Here is a 24927-nt window from a genome sequence, read left to right as displayed (position 1 = left end):
CGCTCGCCGTGCCGAAAGGAAATTCCTTGACCGCCACGACGTGGACACAGGTGCTACGCGGAACCATTCCCGCCACCGGGACGACCCGGCTGGTCGTTCGCTGGGACCGCGAAACCGGCTGGGCGCACCTGGCCATCGCCGTACCGGGCACCGAGCCCACCCGGTTCGCCGGCTTCCACCGGTTCGCCGGGGGAAGCGCCGAAGCCGTCGCCGCCGAGCTGGCGGCGGCCGGGTGCGTGTCCGCTCCGCCGCTGCACCTCGACGACTCCCTCTCGGAGATCGAAGCCGTGCTCGCGCACCAGGAGGTGACCCCCGATGCGCGTGACTGACCTGCACCTCAACGGTATCGGCTGTGACGTCGGCGCACTCATGCCGGTCACCGTCCCGCTCGCAGCCGGCGAGATCACCTCCGACGAGGCCGACCGCACCGGACAGCGGTCCGCCGCCGTGGCCGAACTGTCCGGACCCCAGCTGGCAGTACGGGCCGGACGCGAAGCGCTGCGGCAGGCTCGCGTCACCGTCGGCGAGCCGGTCTGGCCGACGCTCTGCCTGCACGCCGGGATCTACCACTCGGGCGTCGATTTCTGGCACGCCGCCTCCTACGTCCGCGACCAGCTGGGACTCGGCGCGGGCCCCGGCCTCACGCTGGAGCTCGGCGCGATGAGCAACAGCCTGATGGCCGGCCTCGACCTCGCCGCCAGCGTGCTGGGCGGGCGCCCGGACCACGACGCGGCGCTCGTGACGGCGGGCGACCGGTTCGGCGGCCCCGGCTTCCCGCACTGGAGCACGGACACCGGCATCGTCTACGGCGATGCGGGCAGCGCGGTCGTGCTGTCGCGCCGGCCCGGGCTGGCCCGGATCCGCGCGATCGCCTCGTTCACCGACTCGTCGCTCGAAGGCCTGCAGCGAGGCGACGAACCGTTCCGCCAAGCCAGTGTCGCGGCGCACCGGGCCCTCGACATCCGTCGACGCAAGCGCGAATGGCTTGGCCGGCACGGTGGCCCGGCGCACGTCAACGTCCGCAACGCGGAAGCGGTCTCGACCGTGGTGAAGACGGCTCTGTCCGAAGCCGGCGTCGATCTGCCCGACATCGCCAAGATCTGCGCACCCCACTACGGACGACGCCTCGTGGAAACGCAAATCCTGCAGCCGCTCGGTATTCCCGTGCACCGCACGATGACCGAGCTGGGACTCCGGGTCGGACACCTCGGCGCGAGCGATCAAGTCGTGGCGCTCGACCACGTGCTGCGCAGCGGCGAAGTAGGCCGTGGCGAGCACGTGCTGCTCCTCGGCATCGGGGTGGGGATGACCTGGACGGCGGTCGTTCTCCAGCTGGGACCCGCGTCACCGAGCCATCGCTGACGGAGGGGGGACCATCGGCCGGTTCGGTGCCCCCCTCCACTGGTCCCCGCCCGCCGCGCTCGCTGGCACGACCCACGGCGAGAACCCCGCCGGGCTCCCGGAGCGGTGAGATCAGGTACCCGAGGCGCCCGTGACGGGTTCGACCATGGTGAACACCGCCTCGACGCCCACGAGCGCCAGCGCCCGGCGAACCTGGTGCGGAACGCGAAGGCGGAAGTCAGTCCCCTGCTTCGCGCAGCTTTCCCGCACCGCCAGGAGGTGGGCGATCCCCGCCGAGCCGAAGAACGCCACATCGTCGAGGTCGACCACCAGCGAGCGGGGCCGGCGCGCCAGCGCCGCGGTCACCGCGTGCTCGAGCGACGTCACGGTGGCGCTGTCGACCTCTCCGTGCGCGACGACGTGGAGGACACCGTCGCGTTCACGCGTGCTGATCCGGAGCAATCCACGATCGAGTGAGACCCGCATGCCGCCCTCCTGCCAGACCGGCCTCAACTTACCGTCCACAGAAGCGAAACACCCCGGTTCACGCCGGCAAAACGCCCGGTCGGGGCACCTCTCGAGGGGGAAGCTCGACCACCGTAACGAAGAAGGTGTCGCTCTGCCGGAAGATCTCCACGAAACGGTCGAAATCGACCGAATCGGTGACCCCGCCACGCCGATCCACGCACGAGCACGCGCTACGACCGCGCCCGCAAGAACGTCGATCGGCACCCCGGCTGCATCCTGGTGGCCTTCATGGCATCCGCACCACGGCACTCACCGCACTGTCACGCCGATGAGCGCGTGGTGCCGCGTCGAGGATCGAGGGGCTGCTCAGCGCAGGACGGCCGCCAGCAGGTCGGCCCCCAGCGCCGTCAGACCGGGAAGATCGACGGTGTAGCGGACGTAACGGCCCTGCCGCCGGGTGGTGAGCAGGCCCGCGCGGCGCAGGACAGCGAGGTGGCGGGAAACCTCCGGGGGCGAAAGTCCCCAGGCGTCGGCCAGCTCACCGGTGGTGTGCGGGCCGCGGGCCAGCGTGCGCAACAGCCGCAGCCGTACCGGATGCGCGAGTGCCTCCAGCCGCCGGGTGACCGTTTCCAGCGATACCGGCTCCGAGGGACTCGCCTCGGCGACGGGGTACTGCACCACCGGCTGCCACCCGGGTGCGTGGATCACCACCAGGTGCGGGCGGCCGAAAACGCTGGGGAGGAAGGTGACCCCGGTGCCGCGGGCGGCGGTCGCGTTGTCCTGCAGCTTGTCCACGATGATGCGGTTGCCGTCCGGCGCCAGGGCCACGGCGCCGGAAACCGACGCCAGTGCCGCGCCGATGCCCTGGTGTTCCAGCAGGTCGCTCTTCAGGCGCAGGTCGGTGGCGAGCCGCACGGCGACACCCGTCCAGGCGGCGTCGAAGAAGGCCTCGGCGCACTGTTCGAGGGTCTGCCGCACGCGCGCCCGCACGGCGGCCGGGTCCGCGAGCAGCCGTTCCGCGAAGGCCTCTTGGAGCGCACCGCGTGCCTGGGCCAGGTCCAGGGCCCGCTCTCGCGCCGTCGCGTCGGTGAGCGGCGACGGCGCGCCGAAGTGGATCCGGTTGCTGCCGCACGTGGTGACGAGCGCGGCGGTCACGTAGGTTTCGTCGTCGATCCGGTCCACCTCGTCCAGCTCTTCGGCGAGGGTCGGCCGGGGACGCGCGGGGACCAGGAAGTCGGCCCGTGAGGAACGCCAAAGGAACTCCGCCTCCCGGAGCCGCTCGGCCAGCTCCGGCCGCAGCCCGGCCCGGACGTCCCCGGCCCAGCCGGCGAGCCGCGGGTGATGCCCGGGTTCGGCCAGCACGTGCAGCATCGCGGTCAGCTCGGCCAGCGGTGAGACGGCGAACCGCAGTCGCTCGGACGGCAGGCCGCCGATGTCGATCCTCAACGTCATCCCCTCATTCTCGCTGTTCGGCCAGCTGAGGACCGCGTCGGTTGACGGTATCCGTCAACCGGCGTGGCGAGCCCGGCGATCGCACGCACCGTGGGCGCCATGGCAACCACCACCAAGATCCGGCCGCGCGCCCTTGTCCGTGCCTCCGGCGGCCCCCGCTACGCCGTCGCTCTGGCCGTGGACGCGCTCGGCACCGGCATGCTGCGGCCTTTTCTGCTGCTCTACGGGGTGACCGTGCTCGGGCTCTCCGCGCCGGTCACCGGCATCGCCATGACGGCCGGCGTCGTGGTCGCCCTGGGGTGCACGCCCGTGGTGGGCCGATGGCTGGACCGGGGCGCGCGCAGCACGGTGGTGGCGGCGTCGATGCTGGTGCGGGTGCTGGGCGTGGCGCTGCTGCTGGTCACCCCGGAGGGCGACGTCCGGCTGTTCGCGGCGGCGGCGCTCTTCCTCGGCATCGGCAACCAGGCATGGCCGGCCGCCCACGCGGCTGTCGTGGCCACGGTCGCCCACGGCCGCGAACGCGACGCCGCCCTCGCGGGCGGCCGCGCCCTGCGCAACGCCGGCCTGGGTGGGGGTGCGCTCATCGCCACCGCGTGCATGACGGGCGGCACCACCACCTTGCGAGCGCTGGCCGCCCTCACCGGACTCGCCTACCTCGCCGCGGCGACCTTGGCATGGTCGGTCCACCTCCGCGCACGTCCGGCTGCAACCCCGGCCGGGGACGACCGGCCGCCACCTCGGATGCGCGCGCTGCTGGCCGCCAACGTGATCTACGTCTTCTCCCTCAACCTCTTCGAAATCGCGATCCCCTTGGTCCTGCTGACCCGGCTGCACGCGTCCCCGGTGTGGTCGGCAGCCATCTTCGTGGCCAACACGGTGCTGGTGGTCACCCTGCAGGTTCCGGTCACCGTCCTGCTGTCCCGCTTCTCCCGGCGGACCGCGCTGGCGCTCGCCGGCGTCGTACTCGCCGCGTCCTACCTCGGCTTCCTCGTGGCGACCTCCCTGGGACCCGGCTGGGGTCCCCCGGCCGTCGCCGCGGTGTCCGTGGTCTGCACCCTCGGCGAAATCGGCTACGCCGGCAGCGCCACCGCGCTCGTCACCGCCCTCGCTCCGCCCCATGTCCTCGGACGCGCCCTCGCCCGCTTCCAGCTCTCCACGGGCTTCGGGCTCGCCGTGTCGCCGGCGGTCATCACCGCTCTCGCCTCTCGCGGCTCGGCTGTCCTCTGGGGCAGCCTCGCCGCCGCGACGGTTCTCTCCGCCTCCGCCGTTGCCGCCGAGAAGGACGGAGGAAAGCGGCTCGGCGGTGCTGCCGCCGGGCGCGAGCAGGCTCGTGAGCCCGGCGATCACCTCGGGGGCAGCGTGACGTAGCCCGACGTACCGTCCTCGAGCGCACCTCCCAGCGGCGTGGCGGCGATGCCGAGTGCAGTGGTCTGCCCGGCCGGGTACCGCGGCAACCGCACCGCCGTGCACAGCTCCCCCTGGGCGGCCTGGTCAGTCCTGCGCGGCTTCGGCGGACGGCTCCGGTGGCGCCTGCAGGTCGTGGGCGCGGAACAAGACGGCGTGCTCGACGCCCATGGCCTGGCCGTTCATCGCGGTGAACTCCGGGATGAAGTCCGCCGGAGCGGGGTGGTCCGGGAGCGCGGCCAGGTACGCGGCGTGCGCCTCGAGCGAGGCGACCCCGCGGCGCAGCGGCTCACCGGTGACGTCGACGCCGTGGGTCGCGCCGGAGCCGGGGAAGCCGGGGACGATGTACCAGCGCACGGCCTGCGGTTCGAGGCCCTCCTCGCCGACCTGCTCCGGGAAGACCCACCGGTTGCCCGCGTCGCGGATCGCGTCGAGCGTGGCGAGCCCGGCCGCGCGGTGGTCGGCCTGGTCGAAGCCGTAGGGCGTCTCGACGTCGTACCCGGTGCCGAGTACGACGTCGGGCCGGAACCGGCGGATCTCCCGGCAGATGTCCCGGCGCAGGTCGAGGCCGTACACGAGGACACCGTCCGGGTGTTCGAGGACGGTCAGGTGCCGCACGCCGACGACGTCGCAGGCGGCCCGCTGCTCGGCGACACGCAGGCGAGCCGTCTCCTCGGGCGGGTTCGGCATGCCGGCCTCGCCGCGGGTGAGCAGCAGATAACCGACCTCGACGCCGCGCGCGGTCCAGCGAGCGACGGCCGCGGACGCGCCGTACTCCATGTCGTCGGGGTGCGCGACGACGCAGAGCACGCGCCGGAAGGACTCTTCGGGCAAAGCGGGCAAGGTCATGCCGGCCATGGTCCCGCATCCGGGGCCCCGCCGTCGGCGGCGCCGCCCGGACCGTGTTTCCCGGCCCGGGCGGTTCCCCTTCACCCACCCCTCGGCCCTCAGCCGTCGACGCTGGTGTGGGTGAGGGCGGCTTCTTGCGTTTCGCGCCGGCGATCGGCTCAGGTGATTTCGGTGCGCGCGCGACGAAACCCGACCGAAAAGCCGGTGGTGGCGGCACACCCCCCGTGCCGCCACCCCTCCCCCCGGCACCACGCCGATGCGGCGCCACCCGGTTGCTCGGGCACCTCGAAACCTGCCATGCGGTGACGGCGCCGGGGAGGGAGGCGACGGGGGAGGAATCGCGGGATCCCCGCGTCCGCGCGCGGCGCTGATCACCGTCGCCCACGCCGGCACCCGCGGCCGTCAGCCGAGTTCTTCGAGCCGGCGTTCGATGCGGTCGACGTCGGAGGCTCGATGCTGTTGCCGGCAGAGCGCGAGGGCTTCCAGCCACAGCAGCCGGGCCCGGCGCCGGTTCCCGGCGGAGGCGTGCACCTCGGCGAGGTCGGCGAGCACGACCGCTTCCTGTTTGGTGTCGTACGCGCCCCGCAGCAGGTTCACGGCGTGCCGGTAGTGGCGGACCGCGCTGCGGTGCCGTCCGGTGTGGTGGTCGATGTAGCCGAGGCTGTGCAGTGCGTAGGCCTCGGCGTCGAGGTAGCGGCAGCGCCGGAAGAGGCGGAGTGCGGCCGTGCAGTACTCGGCCGCCCGGCCGAGTTCGCCGAGGCGGGCGTATTGCCACCCCACCGTGTTGAGGGCGTTCGCGGTCCGCGCGGGCTGGTCGAGTTCTTCGTAGCGGGCCAGCGCCTCCAGCGCGGGCCGCAGGGCACGCCGGTGGTCACCCTGCTTCTCCCAGGCGGCGGCGAGGGCCTCGTGGGCACGGGCCTGGCCCGCGGCGTCACCGGCTTGCCGGAACAGCGTCAGCGCGCGGCCGAGGTGGTCCATCCCCGGTCCGTGGTCGCCGACCATCATGCGTGCCCAGCCGTAAAGGCGGTGGACGTCCGCCTGGTCGGAGACCTCGCGGGTGTGCGCGACGGCGTCGATCGCGGGCCGCCAGACGCGAAGGTTGTCGTCACGGCGATCGTGGCGCATGTGGTAGGTGTTCATCGTCCACGCGATGCGCCAGACGTCGTCGTGCCGGCCGTGCCGGGCGGCGAGTTGCTGGGCAGCGAGGAGGTTGGCGTGCTCCTCGGTGAACCACTGGACGGCCGCCGCGTGGTCCGGGAGCGGTGCGGCGTGACAGCCGGGTCCCGCGGGCGGGATTGCGATCGACGGCCGGTGGGCGTCGAGCAGCCGTTCGGCTCCGAAGGCCGTGTGCAGGTAGAACTCGACGAGCCGCCGGATCGCCCGGTCCCGTGACCCGGCGGGCAGATCGGTGTGCGCCCGGTCGCGGGCGTAGAGGCTGACGAGGTCGTGCATCCGGTACCGGCCGGGGCGGTGTTGCTCGAGCAGGTGGGCGTTCTCGAGGATGCGCAGCTGCCCGCGGATCCGGTGCGGGGGCAGGCCGGCCAGGCTGGCGATCGCCGCGGTTCCCGTGTCCGCGCCCGTGGTCAGGCCGAGGTGCCGGAACAGTTCCGCGGCGTCGTCGTCGAGGGCGCGGTAGGAGGCGGAGAACACCGAAGACAGGCGGACGGAGTCTTCGCCGGCGTCGAGCCCGTCGAGCCGGCCGGTGTCGTCGGCGAGTTCGTCCGCAAGCAGCGCCAAGGGGAAGGCCGGGTTCGAGCCGGCCCGGGCCGCGATGACGCTGATGGCCAGCGGCAGCCCGGCGCAGAACCGGATCAAGGCGGCGCTCGCTTCGGCGTCGGCTTCAACCTTCTCGGCGCCGAGAAGGTCGGCGAACAGCTCACCGGCTTCGACCGGAGTGAACACGGGCAGCCGCAACGCCTGCGCGCCGCGGGCGACGAGTCCGGTCAGCTGGTTGCGGCTGGTGACGAGCACCGTGCAGGCCGCGCTCCCGGGAAGCAGCGGTTCCGCCGAGGCGCTGTCCCTCGCGTTGTCGAGGATGACCAGCATCCGTTTTCCGCTGACCAGGGTGCGGTACAGCGCGACCTGCGCGTTCAGGCCGTCCGGGATCCCGGACGGCGCCACGCCCAACGCGTCCAGGAACCCACGGATCGCGGTGGCGGGAGACATCGGCGGACCGGCGGGATCGAACCCCCGGAGATCGACGTAGAGCTGGCCGTCCGGAAAGCGGTCCAGCTCCCGGTGTGCCCAGTGCAGCGCCAGCGACGTCTTCCCGATACCGCCGGCGCCCGCGACCGCCGAGATGACCATCACGGGGCCGCCCGGCCCCGGCACGTCGTCACACGCGGCCGAAAGCGCCGTCAACTCGCCGGCCCGCGCGGTGAACCGCAGGGGAGCGGCCGGAAGCTGGTGCGGCACCGGGGGGCCGGGTGCGCTGTGAGCCGGATCGGTGACGAGCGGAGCCGCCTCCCGGCGCGAGTTGACGAACCCCAGATCCGAGTCGCTCTCGACGTCCAGCACGGCGCGGAACGCCTCGCGGTACCGGGCGTTCGGCCACCGGATCGTGCCGCGCTCGAGTTTCGCGACGTAGTTGTCGTCCAGCACGGCCCGTTGCCGGTGGCGCTCCCAGAGGAAGGCGTTGACCCGCTCGGCCAGCTCCCGCCGCGACAGGCCCTCACCGGGGTGCTCCCACGATTCCGTGCGTTCCCGGGCCGCGCGGAGCCGCTTGTTCCCGGTCACCGCCACTGAGCTTCCCTCCCACAGCTCCTGTTCACAGCGTGACCATGCAGGCGGGCCGTGTCAACGATCCGGCGTCCCCGGCCGGGCGGGCGCCGTGGCAGCAGCGGACCGTTCGCCGGCCAGGTCTTCTCGGCGCGGCCGCCGGCCCCGATGCGGTGGGTTATCGGTCGGCCGGTGAATCGACCAGCAAAGTCAGGCCGAGGGTCGTCGTGCTGTGCAGCACCCGCACGCCCCGCCGGTCGCTCACCACCAGGCCGGTTTCCCGCAGTACCGTGGCCTGCTTGCTCGCGGTGCCGACAGACGTTCCGAGCCGCTCGGCGAGTTCGGTGGTCGTGAGCGGCGAAAGCAGCGCGCGCAAGCACTCCGCACGCGTGCGGCCGAGCAGGGCCACCAGGCGCTCGGGCACGGTGACGTCGACCGGCGTGCGGTGGCCGAGCACCTGGAACACGAGCACGGGTGGCAGCTCGGGATCGAGCCACGTGACCGGGTTGCCCCAGCAGAAGTAGGACGGCTGCAGCACCAGCCCGCGCCCGCGCAGGTGCACCGTCCGATCGACCGGGTAGCCGGTCCGCAGCACCCACCCGTCCCAGCTCACCACGCCGGGCAGGTTCGCCAGCAGTGCGTGCACCCCGTGCGACGCGAGATCCCGCGTGCGCGCCGCGTGGTCGGCCGCGACCGCCTTGCGGACCTCGGCCCACCGCGGCTCGACCAGCAGCGCGTGCGCCGTGCGGAGCGCTTGCACGAGGTCCCGCTTCGCATCCCGGTCGCCGAGGGCGAACGACCGGGCCCACGCCGGTGCCGTGCGTCCGGCGAACACCGCGGCGAGGTCGGCGCGCACCCGGTTCCGGGGCGCGCACAGCACCGCCTCGCACCCCGCGTCGAGACCGGCCGCCGACTCCGGCGGCGTGAGCAGGTCGGGGAACGCGCCACGGGCGGGAACCAGGGTCCGCACCAGCGCCACGGCGTCGAAAGCCCTTCTCCCGTCGAGCCGGCGGCCACAGTCCTGCCGCCACCCGGCCAGCGGCACCGGTACCCGGGGCAGTTGCAGCTTCTGGACGCCGAGCACCAGTTCCCACAGCGGATCCGCGGCGGCGGCCAGTCGCACCCGTTGCAGGTCCTGCCCCTCGAACACCATCGACAGCGTCACGGTTCCCCCCGGTGATCGAGACCGGTTTCCCGGTCCGGTGCCGCGCCACCATCCTCGTCGCCCGGCCATGCACGAACGTTGAACGAACATGACCGCCACCGGACGGGCCTGCCGCACTCGCCGTCGAACTCGTCGAACTCCTCGAGCGAGTTTTCGGTGCGGCGAAAAGGCTTTGATGCGCTTTTGGAGGCATTGTTACCTTCCCCTGGACATCCATCCGATCGACCATTCCCGGGGGTACCCGTTGACCATTCTCATGCACAAGACAATCGCGATCACCGCGGGGGTGGCCGCCGTGCTCATCTGCGGCGCGCAGACCGCTTCGGCCTCGTCACATGTGCAATCCCCGCCGGATGGCGGTGGCACGGGAACCGTGTCGGTCTCACACCAATACCTCGTGGCGTGCGACTCGAAGGCCAACAACCGTGGTATCCGCATCGAATACACCCTCGACGACACGACGGGGAACGAATACCGGCTCGGTGACGGCGACGGCGCCGACGGCGGGTGCGGAACCCGCAACGTCGGCCCGCGTTTCGTGCTCAGCTTCCGCGTGTGCAGCAGTGTCACGGGCGGTGGTGACGACAAGTGTCACGCCTGGGAGTGGATCGACGGCCGGTAGCCGTCACGATCTTCCACGTCGGCGTCCTGACCCGCATTCAAACCAGAGAGGAAACAGCATGGTCAAACGTATGGTGACGAGGTTTGCCGGGGCGGCCACCGCCGCGACGGCGGCGTCTCTGCTCCTGACCGTCCCGGCTCAAGCGGCCGCGACGGTGCCCTTCGACTTCACCCTCACCGGGGTGTGGAGCCTGGACGGCCGGATCTTCACGTCGGGCCGGTCCTCCGTGTGCACGGACATCGAGGTCCACAGCGTCCAGAACCCCAGCTCGGGCACGAACTTCAGGGTGGAGCTGTTCAAGGACAACAGCGTGCTCGACGACTCCCTGGGTCGCACCGGGAACATCCCCCAGGACGGCGTGGCGCGCTCGTACTGCTGGTCGGGGGTCCCCACCGGGCACAACCTCTACTTCCACTACGGCTTCGACAACCCCGGCCCGGGTGGTTCCTTCGAGAAGGTCGACGGTCACGGCCGGGTCCGTTACCCCTGACCGGCCACAGTGGAGGGACGGGGCGCCGTTGCCGCACAACGGACTTCAGTGCGGGTGGACGCCAAGAGAAGAGAAGGCGTCACGCGCCTCGTCCCGCCACGACCGGACCGTGTCGCTCTCCTCGGCCAGGTCCGCGAGCACCGCCATGGTCCGGGCCTCGCCGAGCCGGTGACCCGTTTCGCGGTGGACTTCCAGCGCGCGCCGGGCGTGTTCGCCGGCCGCCCCGCGCTCTCCCCGGCTGAGCAGCAGCCGCGCCAGGGTGGTCAGCACCCGGCCTTCGAGGCCGCGGTAGCCGGCCGCGCGGGTCAGCTCGAGCGCTTGCCGGGCAGCGTCGGCGTCTTCGCGCGCTGTGGCCAGCCCGATCCGCGCTTCCACGGCGCTGTAGTGGATTCTGGTGCGCCGGGCGAGGTCCAGTGCCGCCAGGTGGCAGTGGACCGCCTCCGCCGGGCGCGCGAGGCGCAGCTGGATCGTGCCCAGGACGATGAGGACGTCCGCCTCCACCCGCCGGTCGCCGGCCCGCCGCGCGAGCTCGAGGGCGGTGCGGTCCCGGTCGGCCGCGCGGTCGTTGTGCCCGGCGTCCGAGTCGACGGCGGCCATGCCGCGCAGGGCCGCCGCTTCCGTGCCCGTGTCCCCGATCTCGCGCAGGATCGGCAAGGCCTGGGCGAACCGGCTCAGTGCCTCGTCGAACCGCCCGAGCGCGTGCAGAGCGTCCCCGAGGTTGCCCAAGGCGGTGGCCTCGCCCGAGGCGAACCCGAGTTCGCGGTAGCGCGCCAACGCCCGGGCGTGCCCGTCGGCGGCCTGCGCGTAGGCGCCCGATTCGTACTGGACGAATCCGAGATTGCCCAGGGCGGCGGCCTCCCGGACCGGACTACCGGTCCGGGAGGCCAGGGAAAGCGCGCGCCGGTAGCAGTCGGCCGCCTCCGCGGTGTTGCCCGACTCGCGATGGACCAGGCCCAGCTTGCCGAACACGACCCCTTGGCCCTCGAGCCAGTCCGCGCGGCGGAGGTCGTCCACCGCGCGCTCGTAGTGCTCGACGGCGTGGTCGTGCCGGTGGCCGCGCAGGCACAGGTCGCCGAGGTTGATCCGGGCGACCGCCACGGCTCGCGCGTCGCCCTCCGCCTCGGCCGCGGCCAGCGCGGCCTCCCCCAGCTCGGCCCACTCCTGGCGGTGCAGGCCGATCCAGAAGTAGCCGCGCAGGGTGTCGGCCAGCAACCAGGTCACCGGCCGGAACCCGCGCTCGGCGGCGAGCACCCCGGCCGCGGTCACGTTGACGCGTTCACCGTCCAGCCACGCCAGCGCCGCGGCGCGGTCGGCCGAATCCGCCGGCTTCCCGGGTCCCGCCGCGCCGGGCAGACGCAGCAACTGCGGGTGGATGGCCTTCGCGGCGGCGTCGGCGGTGCGAAGGTACCAGCCGAGCAGCCGCCCGAGCGCGGCTTCCCGGTCCTGGTCGCCGTCCCCGGCCCGGCCGCGGTCGCCTGCGTAACGGCGCAGGAGGTCGTGGAACGCATACCGGCCGGGCGCGTGCTGTTCGAGCAGATGGGCCGCCGCGAGGCCGTCGAGCAGCCGTGCCGCTTCCTCGACGGTCACATCCGCGAGCTCGGCCACGGCCTCGGGCGTGAAGTCCTCTCCCGGCACCAAGCCGAGCAGGCGGAACACCCGCCGGTGTTCGTCCGGCAGCGCGTCGTAGGACAGGTCGAAGGCGGACCGCAGGGCGGTGCGCTCGTCTCCCTCGACCTCGAGGACGTCGAAGTGGTCGCCGGAACGGAGGTGGACGAGGTGCTCGGCCAGGTCGCCGGGGTGGTGGGCCAGTTTCGCGGCGATGACCCGCAGTGCCAAGGGGAGCCGGGCGGTGAGCTCGATCAGCTCGGCGGCCGCCCGGGGTTCTCGCGCGACCCGGCCGGCACCGAGGAGGCCGGCCAGCAAGCGGCCGGCCTCGTCCTCGGTGAGCACGTCCAGGACGAGGCGGTCGGCGCCGTCGCAGGCGACCAGGCCGTCGAGCCGGTTGCGGCTGGTCACCAGGACCACGCAAGCCGCGCTGCCGGGCAGCAGCGGCCGTACCTGCTCCGAGGACGCCGCGTTGTCCAGCAGCACCACCGCTCGCCGGCCGGCGAGCAGGGTGCGCAACAGCCCGGCGGCCTCGTCGACGTCGACCGGCACCTGCTCCGGGGTCGATCCCAACGACCGCAGGAACCGGCCGACGGCCTCCAGCGGGCTCATCGGCGGGCCGGGGCCGTGGCCGCGCAGGTTGACGTACAGCTGGGCGTCGGGGAACCGATCGGCCGCGCGGTGCGCCCATTCGAGGGCGAGCGCGGTCTTCCCCACCCCGGCGCTCCCCGCGATCACGCGGATGGACAGCGATCCGTCCAGCTGCTCCAGGGCCTCGGACCGCCCGGTGAAGTGGGGTACGGCGGCGGGCAGCTGCCGCGGGACGGGCAATCCCACGGCCGCCCCGATCCGCTTCGGCGGAGACGGGTCGACACTCGCTCGCAGGATGCGCTGGTGGAGCTCGCGCAGCTCCGGCACGGCGTCGACGCCGAGTTCGGCGGCCAGGCGCCGCCGCAACCCGTCGTAGTGCGCCAGCGCCTCCGCCTGGCGGCCGCACCGGTAGAGGGCGAGCATGAACTGGCCCGCCAGCCGCTCGTCGAGCGGACGCTCCGCGGTGCGGGCGGCCAGCCCGGCGAGCAGCGCGGAGTGGTCGCCGCGGCGCAACCGCAGGTCCGTCCGATCCAGTTCCGCCGCGTTCCGCTCGTTCTCCAGAACCGTGCGCAGGGCGTCGGCCCACGGCGTTTCCAGGCCCGCCAGGGGTTCACCGCGCCACAGGTCGAGCGCCTGCTCCAGCAGGGCCAGCGCGTGGTCCTCGTCCGCGGGAGCGCGGGCCACCAGCGTGCGGAACCTGTGCAGGTCCACCGACGACGGCGGTGCCAGCAGCACGTACCCCTGGGAGCGGTGCTCGATCCGCACGCCCGCGATCCGGCGCAGCCGCGACAGGTAGGTGCGCAACGGGTTGCGGGCGTCCACCGGTGCGGGACCCGGGCCCCACACGCGGTCCACCAGCCGGTCGACCCGGACGACCTGGCCCACCTCGGCCAGCAGGACCGCCAGGACGCATTGCTGGCGGGCGGGTCCCACCGGCACCGGGACACCGTCGACCCGCACCTCGACGCTGCCCAGGACCCCGAACTCCACCGCCACGTTCGACCGCTCCTCCATAGGCCGAACCACCGGCTTAGCACCTGGCGCCGGAACAATCAACACGCCTGCCGAGAGGCCCCGTTCCGGGGGCTGCCGACCGGGATCTCAACCGCGTGGAGCCGCCGCGGCAGCGCATAGCGTAGCTGCGAACAGCTCCGCTGTCCGCGCCCCGGAGAACGAAGTCGTTCAGGTACCTGCGAACCGCCGTCACCACTTTCACCAAACCGTGGACAGCGCCGAACGATCCACGGTCCCCTCGGGCGCGCCGATTTCGGTGAAGAGTTCGTGAGCGTGGCGCCAGTGGGCGAGAGCGGTGGGCGTGTCGTGGATGTCGCGGTGGATCGTGCCGAGGAGAACGAGGGTGCGCGCTTCGGCGAGCCGTTGACCGGTCTCGCGGTGGATGGCGAGGGCGTCTTCCGCGTGTTGTTTCGCGTCGGCGCGGTGCCCCTGCCGGTGGTGGACGTGGGCGAGGGTGGTGTGGGCATTGCCTTCGAGCAAACGGAAGCCGGCGTGGTGGGCCGCGGCGAGAGCCTGGTCGCCGAAGGCCGTGGCGAGCGTGTGGTGCTCCAGGTGGCTGTGTGCGGTCGCGAGACCGATCAGGGCGGCGGTTTCCGGGTAGCGGTCGCCGACGCGACGGGCGATGTCCAGGGCCTGCCGGAGTTGCCCGATGGCCTGCTGGTGGTGTCCTTTGTGGATGAGGACGTCACCCAGGACGTTCCCGATGTCGGCCTTGCCCCGGTGGTATTCGGTGCCGTCCAGGCATTCCTGCGCCGTGGTGGCGAGGGTGAGCGCGTGGTCGTAGGAGGCGAGGTCGCGGTGGGCGGCGGCCAGGCAACACAGCGCGTTGGCTTCGTGCACCCGGTCGCCGACGTTGCGGGTGTAGGTCACGCTCGCGGTGAGCAGGGAAATACCCTCCTGGATCTGGCCCAGGAGATGACGGGTCTCGCCGAGGTTGGTCATCGCCACCGCCTCGCCGGCGTTGCTGCCGAACCGGCCGTGCAAGGCGAGTGCCTGGATGTGCAGATCCCGGGCGCGGGCCAGCCGTCCGCGCTCGCCGTGGATGAGGCCCAGGTTGCTGAGGTTGATCGCCTGGCCGACGAGCCGGCCGGTTCGCTGGTTGAGCGAGAGCGCCCGGACGAGGTGATCTTCCGCCTGAGCCAGGTGTCCGGCCACCCAGCAGACGCCGCCCAGTGTGCTGTGGGCCGCGGCTTGGCCCTCCGACCAGCCGGTCTGCTCCGCCAAGGCCAGCGCTCGCATGGTGTGTCCGGTGGCCTGGTGCTGCTCGCTGCGCCGCCAGTGCAGATCCGCGAGGCTCAGCTGAGCGGCCGCCCGGGCTTGGTGGGCGCCCTCGATGTCGGCTGCCACGTCGGCCGTCCGAGCGACCGTGAGCCAGTCGACCATGTAGAGGGTGTGGAAGAAGTAGGCACGCAGGATGTCCGCCAACAGCCACGCGATCGGACGTCGTCCCTGGTCGGCCGCGTAGGTGATGGCGGCCACGAGGTTGCCGCGTTCCGCGTTCAGCCAGGCCAAAGCCGGTGTGTGCGTGTCGAACCCGGGTCGGTGTGGTCTGGCTGGTTGCGGCAGGCGCAGTTTCTGCGGGTACAGCACCTCCACGGCCGCGTCGGCAGTGGCCAGGTACCCATCGAGCAGCCGGTCGAGCGCGGCATCGCGCTCGGACTCCGGCTCTTGGTCGTAAGCGCAGCCCCGCGCGTAAAGACGCAGCAGGTCGTGGAAGTTGTACCGGCCGGGGCCGCACCGCTGGATGAGGTGGGCGTGGGCAAGCTGCTCCAGCAGCCGTTGCGCTGCCGGCGGGGTGACGTCGGTCAGCGCTGCCGCGGCCTCGGCGGTGAAGTCGTCGCCGGGCAAGAGCCCGAGCAGCCGGAACAGGCGCTGTTCCGCACCGGGCACGGTGACGTACGAAAGGTCGAACGCGGCCCGGACAGCCACCTGCGGGTCTTCGTCCACCTGGAGCAGGGCGAGCCGGTTCTCGCTGCTGAGTTCGCTGACGTAGGAAGCGATGCTGAGGTCGGCGAGCCGGGTGAGGTGGGCGGCGGCGATCCTGAGCGCCAGAGGCAGATGGCCGCACAGGCGGGCCAGGTCGACGGTGGCATCGGGTTCGGCGCGGACCCGATCGTGGCCTACGAGGCGCGCCATCAGGGAGTGGGCCTCGACCCCGCCGAGGGTGTCCACGGTGAGCCGGTCGGCGCCGTCGCCGACTTCGAGCCCGGTGAGCGTGTCTCGGCTGGTCACGAGGGCCAGGCAGCTGCTGTGACCGGGGAGCAGGGGCCGGACTTGAGTGCTGCGGCCGGCGTTGTCGAGCAGCACGAGCATCCGCCTATCGGCCAGGAGGCTGCGGTACAGGGCGGCGGCCTCGTCCGTGTCGAGCGGTATTCGTCCGGGGGCGACGCCGAGGGCCCGCAGGAACGGGGCCAGCGCGTCGATCGAACGCAACGGCGGAGCCGGCGCGTAGCCGCGTAAGTTGATGTACAGCTGGCCGTCGGGAAAACGATCGGCGACCCGGTGGGCCCAATGCACGGCCAGGGTCGTTTTGCCGACCCCGGCCGAGCCCGTGATCAGCACCGCCGTGGCCGACGAACGCTGGTCGAGGCGAGCGGTGAGCCCGCGTAGATGATCGGCCCGTCCGGTGAAGCCCCGTACGTCGGCGGGCAATTGCGCGGGCAGCGGCCAGTCCGCCGATCGGCTCGGGCAGGCAACCGCGTCCACGCCGGGCCGGGGCCGGGCTTCGATTTGCGCGGTCTGGTGGAAGTGATCCCGTTCGGCGCCGTGGAGCGCGAACGCGTCCGCGAGCCGTCGTACGCTCGCCGACCTGGGCCTCCCGATCCGCCCGGTCTCGATGTTGCGGATGGTTCGTTCGCTCACCCCGGTCCGATCGGCCAGTTCTTCCTGGGTGATCCCCAGCCGTTGCCGATAGGCACGCACGATTTCGCCAAACACCCATCCTCCCCCGTGGGCACCCGCTTCTCGTCCCGCGCCCAGGCTGCCACCTCCCGGCCGGGGCCGATACCGGCAAGCGGCACAAGTTGCCGGTCAGTTGCCGGTGCGTGACCTGGTCGCCGCCCGCCACCGCCTGCCACGATGCGTATTCACGCCGACCATTCTTCGGTACGGCAAGCCCATCGACATTCGAGGCGAGCCCAAGCTTCGGAAACAGTCAAGAGAATGAGGTAGAAATGCGTTTTTCGCGAATGATCTGCACTGCCGCGATCGGGGCCGCCGTGGCCCTTTCCACCGCCGGCGTCGCGTACGCCTCGACTCCGGACGTGGCCGGCGCGCAAGCCCCTGCCACGCACCGCGTCCACTCCACCATGCGCAGCGTCGGGTTCGACGCGGAGGTGGCCGCCGCCCACGGCTACGAGGTCCGGACCGCTCCCGGCGGACAGCAGTATTCGGTGCCCAAGGGGACCGCGGCCGGGAACGTCGGCGTGTTCAACATCGTCACCGGCAAATGTGGTTCCTCCTGGGTCTACGTGAGCGGGATCGGCAACGCACAGGTGCAGCTGGACACGGGGTTCTCCGTCTACGCCAACGTCGTGAGCCGCCAGTGGCGGGTCGGCCTGAGTGACAACGGCGGCACGAGCACCCAGAACTTCTCCGGTGGCGCCACCGGCGCCATCTCGGCGTGGACCAGGATCGTCGGCGGCCTGACCCGGGGTCCCGGATCCGCGTTCATCAGGAGCAACGGCTCGAATTTCGCGATTCTCACCGACGGCAACGTCTGCTACTCCGCCGGACCGTCCGACTCGACCACCATTTCCTGACCGACCGACCGGCCTGGCTGCTGCCGCCTGGCGGCCGGCCGGGAGGCCCTCCCACGGTCCGGGGCGGGATTCCTCGTCGTCGCGTGTCGAGAACGGACGGTCGGCTCCGACTGAAGGGCATCGGTGGCCAAGGGGGCCGCCGCCACGAGTGGAGCACGAAACGATGACCAAGGTGACCGCTCAGATGTCGGTGTCCCTCGACGGCTGTTACACCGGGCCGCGGGACACGCCGGGCTCCACGGACATGAGTGGCTGGATGCGGGGGCCCGAAGCGCCCGGTTTCTTCCGGGTCACCCGCTGGGCCGTGGACGCCGCGGCCTGGCGTGAGCGGCAAGGCATCGCCGGTGGTGAGCAGTCGGTCGACTCGGAGCTCATCGAGGAGACGTTCGCCGCGGCCGGGGCCTACGTCATGGGCCGGCGCATGTTCGACGCCGGTGAGGTCCCCTGGGGCGAGGAGCCGCCGTTCCACGTCCCGGTGTTCGTCGTCACCCACCGGCCCCGGCCGGTGCTCGAACGCCGGGGCGGCACCTCCTTCACCTTCGTCACCGACGGGCTCGAGCGGGCCGTCGAGCTGGCCCGCGACGCCGCCGGCGGCCTGGACGTGGCGGTGGCCGGCGGCGGAGAGCTCCTGCGCCAGATGCTGCGCGCCGGGTTGCTCGACCAGCTCGAGCTGCACATCGCCCCGGTGCTGCTGGGCGACGGCCAGCGCCTCTTCGACCCCGGCCTGGGCCTCGGCGCCGACGACGGCATCGAGCTGGTCCCGACCCGGGTCGTCGGAACGCCCGCGGTCACCCACATCCGTTATAGCGTCACGGGGCGGTCGAAGCTGGTGCTGGACGATCGCGGTGCCGGCGGTGACCTGGTCGGCCTGGCCCAGACGAAGCGCTGAGCCCGGACGAAGCGTCGAGAGGAGCGAACCGTGAAGTACATGCTGCTGATCTACGGCAACGAGGAAGCCTTCACCTCGATAGGTGCGGACACCCTCGCCGAACTCATCCGCGAGACCGATGCCCTCAACCAGGAGCTGGTCGAGTCCGGTGAGCTGGTCGGCGCCTACGGGGTGGCCGACCAGATGAACTCCAAGATGGTCCGGGTCGCCGGCGGGACGCCGGTGGTGACCGACGGCCCCTACGCCGAGGCCAAGGAGTACCTCGGCAGCTTCACGATCCTCGACTGCGACAGCCTGGATCGGGCCCTGGAGATCGCGGCCCGCAACCCGTCGGCGCGCCACTGGGGCGTCGAGGTCCGGCCGCTCATGCACGAGGCCGACGTCGAGCCGTGACCGACTGGCACGCCGTCCGGCGGCTGGTCCCGGACGTGCTCGGCACGCTGGTGCGCCGCTACGGCCACTTCGACGCCTGCGAGGACGCCGTCCAGGAGGCGCTGGTGGCGGCCGCGGCGCAGTGGCCGGTGGAGGGGTTGCCGGAGAGCCCCCGCAGCTGGTTGGTGACGGTGGCGTCGCGGCGCCTCGCCGACCAGGTGCGCAGCGACGCCGCCCGCCGCCGGCGGGAGGAGGCCGACGCCCTCCGCACTCCGCCCGCCGGTGCCGAAGTGAACTCCGAACCCACCGGCGACGACACCCTCACGCTGCTGTTCCTGTGCTGCCACCCGGCGCTGACGCCCCCGTCGCAAATCGCGCTGACCCTGCGGGCCGTCGGCGGCCTGTCGACCGCCGAGATCGCCCGGGCCTTCCTCGTGCCCGAGGCGACCATGGCGCAGCGCATCAGCCGGGCGAAGCACCGCATCAAGGCCGCCGGAGCCGGCTTCGCCCTGCCGCCGCCGGCCGAGCAGGCACGGCGGCTCGGCGTCGTGCTCCAAGTCGTCTACCTCGTCTTCAACGAGGGCTACACGGCCACGTCGGGAGCGCAGCTGGTGCGGGCCGAGCTGACGGCCGAGGCCATCCGGCTGGCCCGCGAGCTGCACCGGCTGGTCCCCGGCGACGGCGAGGTGGCCGGGCTCCTGGGCCTGCTGCTGCTGACCGACGCCCGCCGCCGGGCCCGCACGGCCCCGGACGGGTCGCTGGTGCCGCTGAGCGAGCAGGACCGCACGCTCTGGAACACCGAAGCCATCGCCGAGGGCGTGGCGCTGGTGACCGACACCCTGTCGAGGGGCCCGATCGGCCCGTACCAGCTCCAGGCCGCCATCGCCGCCGTCCACGACGAGGCACCCACCGCCGACGTCACCGACTGGCCGCAGATCCTGGCCCTCTACACGGTTCTGGAGCACGTGGCACCCAACCCGACGGTGACGCTCAACCGGGCGGTGGCGGTGGCGGAGGTGCACGGACCGGCGGCCGGGCTGGCCCTGCTCGACGCCCTCTCGGCCGACGAGCGCATCTCGGCCTCCCACCACCTCGTGTCCGTGCGGGCCCACCTGCTGGAGATGGCCGCCGACCACGACGCGGCGCGCGCCGGCTATCAGGAGGCGGCCCGGCGCACCACCAGCGAACCCGAGCGGCGCCACCTCCAGACCCGCGCCGCGCGGCTGGGGTGACCGTCCGAATGGCCGCCGACGTGAGGTGGGCCGGGGGCGGGCTGACAGACTCAGGCCGTGCTCCTCGGATACGTCCTCGCCGTGCTGGCCGCCGTCGCCTCGGGCAGCGGCTCCATCCTGGAGTCCGCCGGAGTCCGGCGAGCCGGTGCCTTCGGCGGCTCGCCCCAGGACCTGGTCGCGCTGCGCCGGCAACCGCTCTACTTCCTCGGCGTGGGGGTGGACCTGCTCGGGTTCGTCTTCGCCGCCGCCGCGCTGCACCGCCTGCCGCTGTTCCTCGTCCAGTCGGTGCTCGCGTTCAGCGTCGGCGTCACCGCGACGATCTCCGCGGTCCTCGGCGTCCGGCTGGCCGGCGCCGGGTGGGCCGCGCTGGGCGTCGGCGCGACGGGACTGGTCCTGCTCGGGCTGTCCGCCGATCCGGGTCCGGCGCAGCCGCTGTCCGCCGGCTGGAAGCTGCTGCTGGTGGGCGTGGCGGTCGTCATCGCGGCGATCGCGTTCACCGCTCAGCGCGGTGGCGGCCGCTGGTCGCCGGTCGTGCTGGGGTTCTGCGGCGGGCTGGGATTCAGCGCCGTCGGGATCTCGGCGCGGACGCTCGACGCGTCCGGGCCGGCCTGGCGCCTCGTCCTGGAACCGGCGATCTGGGCGATGATCGCCAACGGGCTCGTCGCGGCGGTGGCGTTCGCGATGGCCCTGCAACGCGGCCGCGCGACCGCGGTCACCGCCATCGTGTTCACCACCAACACGGCGGTGTCCTCGCTCATCGGGGTGGCCGTGCTGGACGACCGCGTCCGCGACGGCTTCACCGCCGCGGCCGCCACGGGATTCGTCCTGGCCGTCGCGGGGGCGATCGGCACCGCGCACTACGCGGCCGCCCACCGGACGACGGCCACCTGAGGCGGGTGTCCCCCTTCGGCGCCTCCGGTGATCGGCGGTTTCGGTAGGCTCGCACCGTCGACGGCCGGCGCGGCCGAGGGGACCCGGAGGTGACCACGGGGTGTTCGTGCGCTCGTCGACGATCGAAACCGTGCCGCAGGCGGACCTGACCGTGTCCGATTACCGGGACGCCGGGATCGGGGCCGTCACCATCGGCGAGGTCGCGTTCCGGGAAGAACTGCGGCTCGAATGCGAGGACGTCGGCGCCGGGTTCTACGTGCACCTGCCGATCACCGGCCGGTTCGAGTCGCGCCACCGCGGGGTCGACATGATCGTCACCAGCCGGTCGTCGGCGGTGTACCTGCCCGGCGGCGGGGAGTTCACCGGCCGGTGGCCGGTCGGCTACCGCGCGCTGTGCGTGCGGATCGACTCGGCGGCCGTGGAGACCGCGCTCGCCCGGCTCGTCGGCGACCGCACGTCGAGCCGGGTCAGCTTCGACCCCGTGATGAACACCCGGGACGGCTACGGCCGCAGCTGGGCCGAGCTGCTGTTCTCCGTCAACCGGCTGCTGGCGGTTCCCGGCGGGCTGGCGTCGCAGCCGCTGGTCGCGGCGCCGCTGGCGGACAGCGTGCTGAACGGTTTCGTGCTCGCGGCGTCGCATTCGCACGCCGAGGCGCTCGCCGGCACCGTCGCCGCCGCGCGGCCGGCTTCGGTCCGCGCCGCCATCGACGTCATCGAAGCGGACCCGCAGGCGCCGCTCACGCTGTCCCTGCTCGCGACCGAATGCGGGGTCACCCCGCGCACCCTGCAGAAGGGGTTCCAGCAGCACCTCGGGATGTCGCCGATGGAGTACGTCCGCGACGTCCGGTTGCGCCGGGCGCACGAGGAACTGCGCGCCGCGGACCCGTTCGCCGACTCGGTCGCCGCCGTGGCCCGCCGCTGGGGCTTCACCCACCTCGGTCGGTTCGCCGCCGCGCACGAGGCGAAATTCGGCCAGAAGCCCCTTCGTACGCTTCGCGGATAACCGGATTCGCATCCCGGACAGTTCGTTCACCGCCCCGCTTCCCGTTGCTACGTTCGGTTCACGGAATTCATCCGGAAAACCCTTCGGGAAAGCGAACAATGACCAACGAACCCCTGGCCGACGTGCGCGACATGTACCTCGCGCACACCATGTTCCGCCGCGAGCTCGGTCTCGCGCCGGCCCTGATCCGCGGGGTCGCCGACGGCGACGTCGAGCGCGCGGCCGTCGTCGCCGAGCACGTCCGGCTCGTCGACACCGTCCTGCACCACCACCACGAAGCCGAGGACGAGCACCTGTGGCACCGGCTGCTCGATCGGGCCGGTGCCGAGGCCGAACCCGTCGTGAAGGTGATGGAAGAGCAGCACGGCGCTATCGACGAGCTGCTGGGCGAGGTGCGGGACGGCCTCACGCCGTGGCGCGAGAGCGCCGACCCGGTGCGCGGCGAGGCCCTCGCCGGGGCGGTCACCCTGCTGCACGAGCGGCTCGTCGAGCACCTCGCCGTCGAGGAAGAGAAAGCGCTTCCGCTGATCGAGCGGCACATCACCGCCGCCGAGTGGGGGCGGATGATCGCCGCCGGCGCCGCCGACGTCGACCCGGCGCGGATGCCGCTGATGTTCGGGCTGATGGCGTACGAGGGCGATCCCGGCACCGTCCGGGACATCATCGCGTCGATGCCGCCCGAGGTCCGCGCGGTCATCGGCGACCTGGCCGCGCAGGCCTTCGCGGCGCACGCCGAGCGGGTGCACGGCACCGCGACGCCCGCGCGGATCGGAGTCCGGCGGTGACCGTCCACGACCTGAAGTTCGGTGCCCTGCTGGAGTCGTCCGCGGACCGCCCGCAGGACGTCGTGGGGCTGGCCGAGCTGATGGAGGAGCTCGGGTTCGACGTCGTCTCCCTCTCCGACCACCCGTACTGGCCGGAGCGGCTGGACACCGTCGCGCTGCTGTCGGCCATCGTGGCCCGCACGACGCGGATCACGGTGCTGCCCAACCTGTTCAACCTGCCGCTGCGCCCGCCGCCGGTGGTGGCCCGGACCGCGGCGACCCTCGACATCCTGAGCGGCGGCCGGTTCGAGCTCGGTCTCGGCACCGGCGCGCAGCAGATGTGGGCCGCCGTCGTCGCCGAAGGCGGCCCCCGCCGCACCGCCGGGGAGTCGATCGACGCGCTGGCCGAGGCGGTCCAGGTCATCCGTGCACTGTGGACGTCCACAAGGGACGTCGAGTTCGCGGGCCGGCACTACCGGCTCGACGGCGTCAAGCCGGGGCCGGCGCCGCTGCACGAGGTGGGCATCTGGTTCGGGGCCTACCAGCCGCGGCTGCTGCGGCTGACCGGCGCCCTCGCCGACGGCTGGATCCCGAGCTCGCCGTTCCTCCCGCCGGAGGCGCTGCCCGCCGCGAACCGGCTCATCGACGACGCGGCGGTGGCCGCCGGGCGGTCGCCGGAGAGCGTCCGGCGCGGGTACAACGTCGAGGGCTCGTTCGGCACCGGCGCGGGATTCCTGCGGGGATCGCCCGCGGTGTGGGCCGAGCAGCTGGCCGAAGTGGCGCTGGAACACCGGATCGACACGTTCTTCCTCTACCGCGCGGGTGCCGCGGACGTCCTCCGCCGGTTCGCCGCCGAAGTCGTCCCGGCCGTTCGTGAGCTGGTGGCGCGGGCCTGACCGGTCCGCCCCGGACGTCGTGATCGGGCACCGGCGACGTGCCCTCCGGTGCCCGATCCGGCGATACAATGACCGGCTCGCGCGCACGGCACCCCAGAAGGAGTTCGCATGGGCAAGGTGTTCAGTCGCCGCACTGCTTTGGTCGCCGGGGCGGGCCTCACCGCCGGCCTCACGGTGCCGGGCGTCGCCCGCGCCGAGGGGACCGGCGGCATCGGGTTCACCCTCGACGCGGAAACCCTCGACGGCGGCGAGCAGGTCACTTCGCTCACCCTCGGCACGTCCCGGATCGGGCCGATCGACCCGGCGAGCCTGACCACCGGCACGTTCGGCGTGCACGCCGAGGCCACGAGCCCGATCGACACCGGCGGCCAAGACGTCGGCTACGACCTCGACCGGCCCGTGACGGCCGCGCGGCTCGACCGCCGCGGGAACATCGTGCTCGAGCTGAGCCACGGCGAAGGCCAGACCGGCGGTGGCACCCTCGGCTATATCAACAGCAAGGCCCGCAACGTCCGGCTCGACCTGGTCTACACCATCACGCAGAACGCCCCCGTCCGCCTGCGGCACGGCCGGCCGGTTTCCTTCGCCCGGTTCACGCAGGGCCGGCTCGCCAACCCCGAAGTCGACGCCTTCGGCTACCACACCTCGCGTTCCGGGATGAAGTACCGGCTGTACTCCCCCGCGTCCCCCCGCGGCCGGCGGCCCCTGATCGTCTGGCTGCACGGCGGCGGTGAAGGCGCTTCCTTGCCGGACGGCTACTACGACAACGAAACCACGTTGCGCGCCAACCGCGGCGCGCTGGGTTTCGCCACCCGGGAGGCGCAAGCGATCTTCGACGGCGCCTACGTGGTCGCCCCGCAGAGCACGTCCGCCTGGATGGACGACGGTCCCCGCTTCGCCCCGCTCATCCACGAGATCATCCGGGACGTCATGCGCACCCGGCCGGTCGATCCCGGGCGCGTCCTGGTGGTCGGCTGCAGCAACGGCGGCTACATGAGCCTGAAGATGACCACCGTTTATCCGGCGACGTTCGCCGCGTCGGTCCCGATCTGCGGAGTCGTCGCCGGCCGCGAGGAGGGCGACCCGCCGCTGGTGCCCGACGCCGAGCTGGCCGCGATCGGCACACCGACCTGGCTGGTCGCCTCCCGCGACGACGACACGGTGGACCCGCAGGCCAACACCGTCCACGCGCACGAGCTGATCCCCGGCTCCCGGCTGACCCTCTACGATCACGTCGTCCGGAACGGCCACCGGTTTCCCGGGCACTGGTCGTGGATCTACGTGGCCCGCAACGACCCGAGCGACGGCGGCACCCACGTCTGGCAGTGGATGGCGCGCCGGCGCCGCTGAGCTCCGGCCGCGGAGCGGACGGCACCGGGAGCCCTACGCGGGGCCGCCTG

At 72.6% G+C, this 24927-nt stretch carries 21 protein-coding genes; 14 read left to right on the top strand and 7 right to left on the bottom strand.

Annotation, left to right across the window (positions count from 1 at the left end; all coding sequences use genetic code 11):
- The first annotated feature begins 26 nt into the window (after positions 1–26).
- Positions 27–329: a hypothetical protein gene (locus AB0N03_RS29325; protein ID WP_364378052.1), complete on the top strand. Its 303-nt coding sequence runs from the start codon at positions 27–29 to the stop codon at positions 327–329.
- A complete protein-coding gene (locus AB0N03_RS29320; RefSeq protein ID WP_364378050.1) occupies positions 316–1362 on the top strand; it encodes a ketoacyl-ACP synthase III family protein in 1047 nt (348 codons plus the stop codon). The genes AB0N03_RS29325 and AB0N03_RS29320 overlap by 14 nt, the downstream gene beginning before the upstream one ends.
- A 111-nt stretch (positions 1363–1473) precedes the next feature.
- Here AB0N03_RS29320 and AB0N03_RS29315 read toward each other — a convergent pair whose 3' ends face one another.
- The gene (locus AB0N03_RS29315; RefSeq protein WP_364378048.1) at positions 1474–1827 is read right to left on the bottom strand and encodes an STAS domain-containing protein; all 354 of its coding nucleotides are present in this window, start codon (positions 1825–1827) and stop codon (positions 1474–1476) included.
- Between the two features lie 348 nt (positions 1828–2175).
- Complete coding sequence (locus AB0N03_RS29310) at positions 2176–3261, bottom strand: DUF5937 family protein (protein WP_364378046.1); 1086 nt, start codon at positions 3259–3261, stop codon at positions 2176–2178.
- Positions 3262–3360: 99 nt separating this feature from the next.
- Here AB0N03_RS29310 and AB0N03_RS29305 point away from each other — a divergent pair, with 99 nt between their 5' ends.
- Complete coding sequence (locus tag AB0N03_RS29305) at positions 3361–4629, top strand: MFS transporter (protein WP_364378044.1); 1269 nt, start codon at positions 3361–3363, stop codon at positions 4627–4629.
- 123 nt (positions 4630–4752) lie between these two features.
- Here the strand turns inward: AB0N03_RS29305 and AB0N03_RS29300 are convergent, their stop codons facing one another.
- The 3 genes from AB0N03_RS29300 to AB0N03_RS29290 all read right to left on the bottom strand — a co-directional run bounded on the left by AB0N03_RS29300 (position 4753) and on the right by AB0N03_RS29290 (position 9397).
- On the bottom strand, positions 4753–5523 hold the full coding sequence (locus tag AB0N03_RS29300) for a PIG-L deacetylase family protein (protein WP_364378042.1): 771 nt from the start codon (positions 5521–5523) through the stop codon (positions 4753–4755).
- Between the two features lie 393 nt (positions 5524–5916).
- Positions 5917–8256 (bottom strand): NB-ARC domain-containing protein, encoded by a 2340-nt coding sequence (locus AB0N03_RS29295; RefSeq protein WP_364378040.1) that lies wholly within the window; start codon positions 8254–8256, stop codon positions 5917–5919.
- Between the two features lie 154 nt (positions 8257–8410).
- Positions 8411–9397, bottom strand: a complete 987-nt coding sequence (locus AB0N03_RS29290; RefSeq protein WP_364378038.1) for a winged helix-turn-helix domain-containing protein — start codon at positions 9395–9397, stop codon at positions 8411–8413.
- 244 nt (positions 9398–9641) lie between these two features.
- On the opposite strand from AB0N03_RS29290, the gene AB0N03_RS29285 reads away from it, so the two are divergent.
- Together AB0N03_RS29285 and AB0N03_RS29280 are read left to right on the top strand one after the other, a co-directional pair.
- Complete coding sequence (locus AB0N03_RS29285) at positions 9642–10019, top strand: hypothetical protein (protein ID WP_364378036.1); 378 nt, start codon at positions 9642–9644, stop codon at positions 10017–10019.
- Positions 10020–10077: 58 nt separating this feature from the next.
- The gene (locus AB0N03_RS29280) at positions 10078–10509 is read left to right on the top strand and encodes a hypothetical protein (RefSeq protein WP_364378034.1); all 432 of its coding nucleotides are present in this window, start codon (positions 10078–10080) and stop codon (positions 10507–10509) included.
- A 45-nt stretch (positions 10510–10554) separates the two neighbouring features.
- Here AB0N03_RS29280 and AB0N03_RS29275 read toward each other — a convergent pair whose 3' ends face one another.
- Both AB0N03_RS29275 and AB0N03_RS29270 read right to left on the bottom strand, forming a co-directional pair.
- Positions 10555–13701 carry a tetratricopeptide repeat protein gene (locus AB0N03_RS29275; RefSeq protein ID WP_364378032.1) on the bottom strand — a complete coding sequence of 1049 codons (3147 nt, stop codon included), beginning with the start codon at positions 13699–13701 and terminating at the stop codon, positions 10555–10557.
- 216 nt (positions 13702–13917) lie between these two features.
- The gene (locus AB0N03_RS29270) at positions 13918–16656 is read right to left on the bottom strand and encodes a tetratricopeptide repeat protein (RefSeq protein WP_364378031.1); all 2739 of its coding nucleotides are present in this window, start codon (positions 16654–16656) and stop codon (positions 13918–13920) included.
- Between the two features lie 236 nt (positions 16657–16892).
- Here AB0N03_RS29270 and AB0N03_RS29265 point away from each other — a divergent pair, with 236 nt between their 5' ends.
- From AB0N03_RS29265 to AB0N03_RS29225, 9 genes are all read left to right on the top strand, one after another.
- Positions 16893–17480, top strand: coding sequence for a hypothetical protein (locus AB0N03_RS29265; protein ID WP_364378029.1), 588 nt, complete (start codon positions 16893–16895; stop codon positions 17478–17480).
- A gap of 163 nt (positions 17481–17643) precedes the next feature.
- The gene (locus AB0N03_RS29260) at positions 17644–18369 is read left to right on the top strand and encodes a dihydrofolate reductase family protein (protein ID WP_364378027.1); all 726 of its coding nucleotides are present in this window, start codon (positions 17644–17646) and stop codon (positions 18367–18369) included.
- A 39-nt stretch (positions 18370–18408) separates the two neighbouring features.
- Positions 18409–18762, top strand: a complete 354-nt coding sequence (locus AB0N03_RS29255) for a YciI family protein (protein ID WP_364378237.1) — start codon at positions 18409–18411, stop codon at positions 18760–18762.
- Positions 18759–19973: a DUF6596 domain-containing protein gene (locus AB0N03_RS29250; RefSeq protein WP_364378026.1), complete on the top strand. Its 1215-nt coding sequence runs from the start codon at positions 18759–18761 to the stop codon at positions 19971–19973. Before AB0N03_RS29255 ends, AB0N03_RS29250 begins: the two co-directional genes overlap by 4 nt.
- A gap of 57 nt (positions 19974–20030) precedes the next feature.
- Positions 20031–20864, top strand: a complete 834-nt coding sequence (locus tag AB0N03_RS29245) for a hypothetical protein (RefSeq protein ID WP_364378024.1) — start codon at positions 20031–20033, stop codon at positions 20862–20864.
- Positions 20865–20964: 100 nt separating this feature from the next.
- Positions 20965–21867, top strand: a complete 903-nt coding sequence (locus AB0N03_RS29240; RefSeq protein ID WP_364378022.1) for an AraC family transcriptional regulator — start codon at positions 20965–20967, stop codon at positions 21865–21867.
- Positions 21868–21965: 98 nt separating this feature from the next.
- The gene (locus tag AB0N03_RS29235; RefSeq protein ID WP_364378020.1) at positions 21966–22652 is read left to right on the top strand and encodes a hemerythrin domain-containing protein; all 687 of its coding nucleotides are present in this window, start codon (positions 21966–21968) and stop codon (positions 22650–22652) included.
- On the top strand, positions 22649–23527 hold the full coding sequence (locus AB0N03_RS29230; RefSeq protein ID WP_364378018.1) for an LLM class flavin-dependent oxidoreductase: 879 nt from the start codon (positions 22649–22651) through the stop codon (positions 23525–23527). Before AB0N03_RS29235 ends, AB0N03_RS29230 begins: the two co-directional genes overlap by 4 nt.
- A 108-nt stretch (positions 23528–23635) precedes the next feature.
- Positions 23636–24877 (top strand): PHB depolymerase family esterase, encoded by a 1242-nt coding sequence (locus tag AB0N03_RS29225; protein ID WP_364378017.1) that lies wholly within the window; start codon positions 23636–23638, stop codon positions 24875–24877.
- The last annotated feature ends 50 nt before the right edge of the window (positions 24878–24927 follow it).

Source organism: Amycolatopsis sp. NPDC051061 (assembly GCF_040682935.1).
Lineage (GTDB): Bacteria > Actinomycetota > Actinomycetes > Mycobacteriales > Pseudonocardiaceae > Amycolatopsis.
This window is presented reverse-complemented; position numbering and strand designations above follow the sequence as displayed.

Coding starts and splice junctions, on each gene's coding strand:
- AB0N03_RS29265 (WP_364378029.1), top strand. CDS start 16,893: ATGCGTTTTTCGCGAATGATCTGCACTGCCGCGATCGGGGCCGCCGTG.
- AB0N03_RS29225 (WP_364378017.1), top strand. CDS start 23,636: ATGGGCAAGGTGTTCAGTCGCCGCACTGCTTTGGTCGCCGGGGCGGGC.
- AB0N03_RS29255 (WP_364378237.1), top strand. CDS start 18,409: ATGCTGCTGATCTACGGCAACGAGGAAGCCTTCACCTCGATAGGTGCG.
- AB0N03_RS29260 (WP_364378027.1), top strand. CDS start 17,644: ATGACCAAGGTGACCGCTCAGATGTCGGTGTCCCTCGACGGCTGTTAC.
- AB0N03_RS29235 (WP_364378020.1), top strand. CDS start 21,966: ATGACCAACGAACCCCTGGCCGACGTGCGCGACATGTACCTCGCGCAC.
- AB0N03_RS29280 (WP_364378034.1), top strand. CDS start 10,078: ATGGTCAAACGTATGGTGACGAGGTTTGCCGGGGCGGCCACCGCCGCG.
- AB0N03_RS29310 (WP_364378046.1), bottom strand. CDS start 3,261: ATGACGTTGAGGATCGACATCGGCGGCCTGCCGTCCGAGCGACTGCGG.
- AB0N03_RS29300 (WP_364378042.1), bottom strand. CDS start 5,523: ATGGCCGGCATGACCTTGCCCGCTTTGCCCGAAGAGTCCTTCCGGCGC.
- AB0N03_RS29315 (WP_364378048.1), bottom strand. CDS start 1,827: ATGCGGGTCTCACTCGATCGTGGATTGCTCCGGATCAGCACGCGTGAA.
- AB0N03_RS29305 (WP_364378044.1), top strand. CDS start 3,361: ATGGCAACCACCACCAAGATCCGGCCGCGCGCCCTTGTCCGTGCCTCC.
- AB0N03_RS29320 (WP_364378050.1), top strand. CDS start 316: ATGCGCGTGACTGACCTGCACCTCAACGGTATCGGCTGTGACGTCGGC.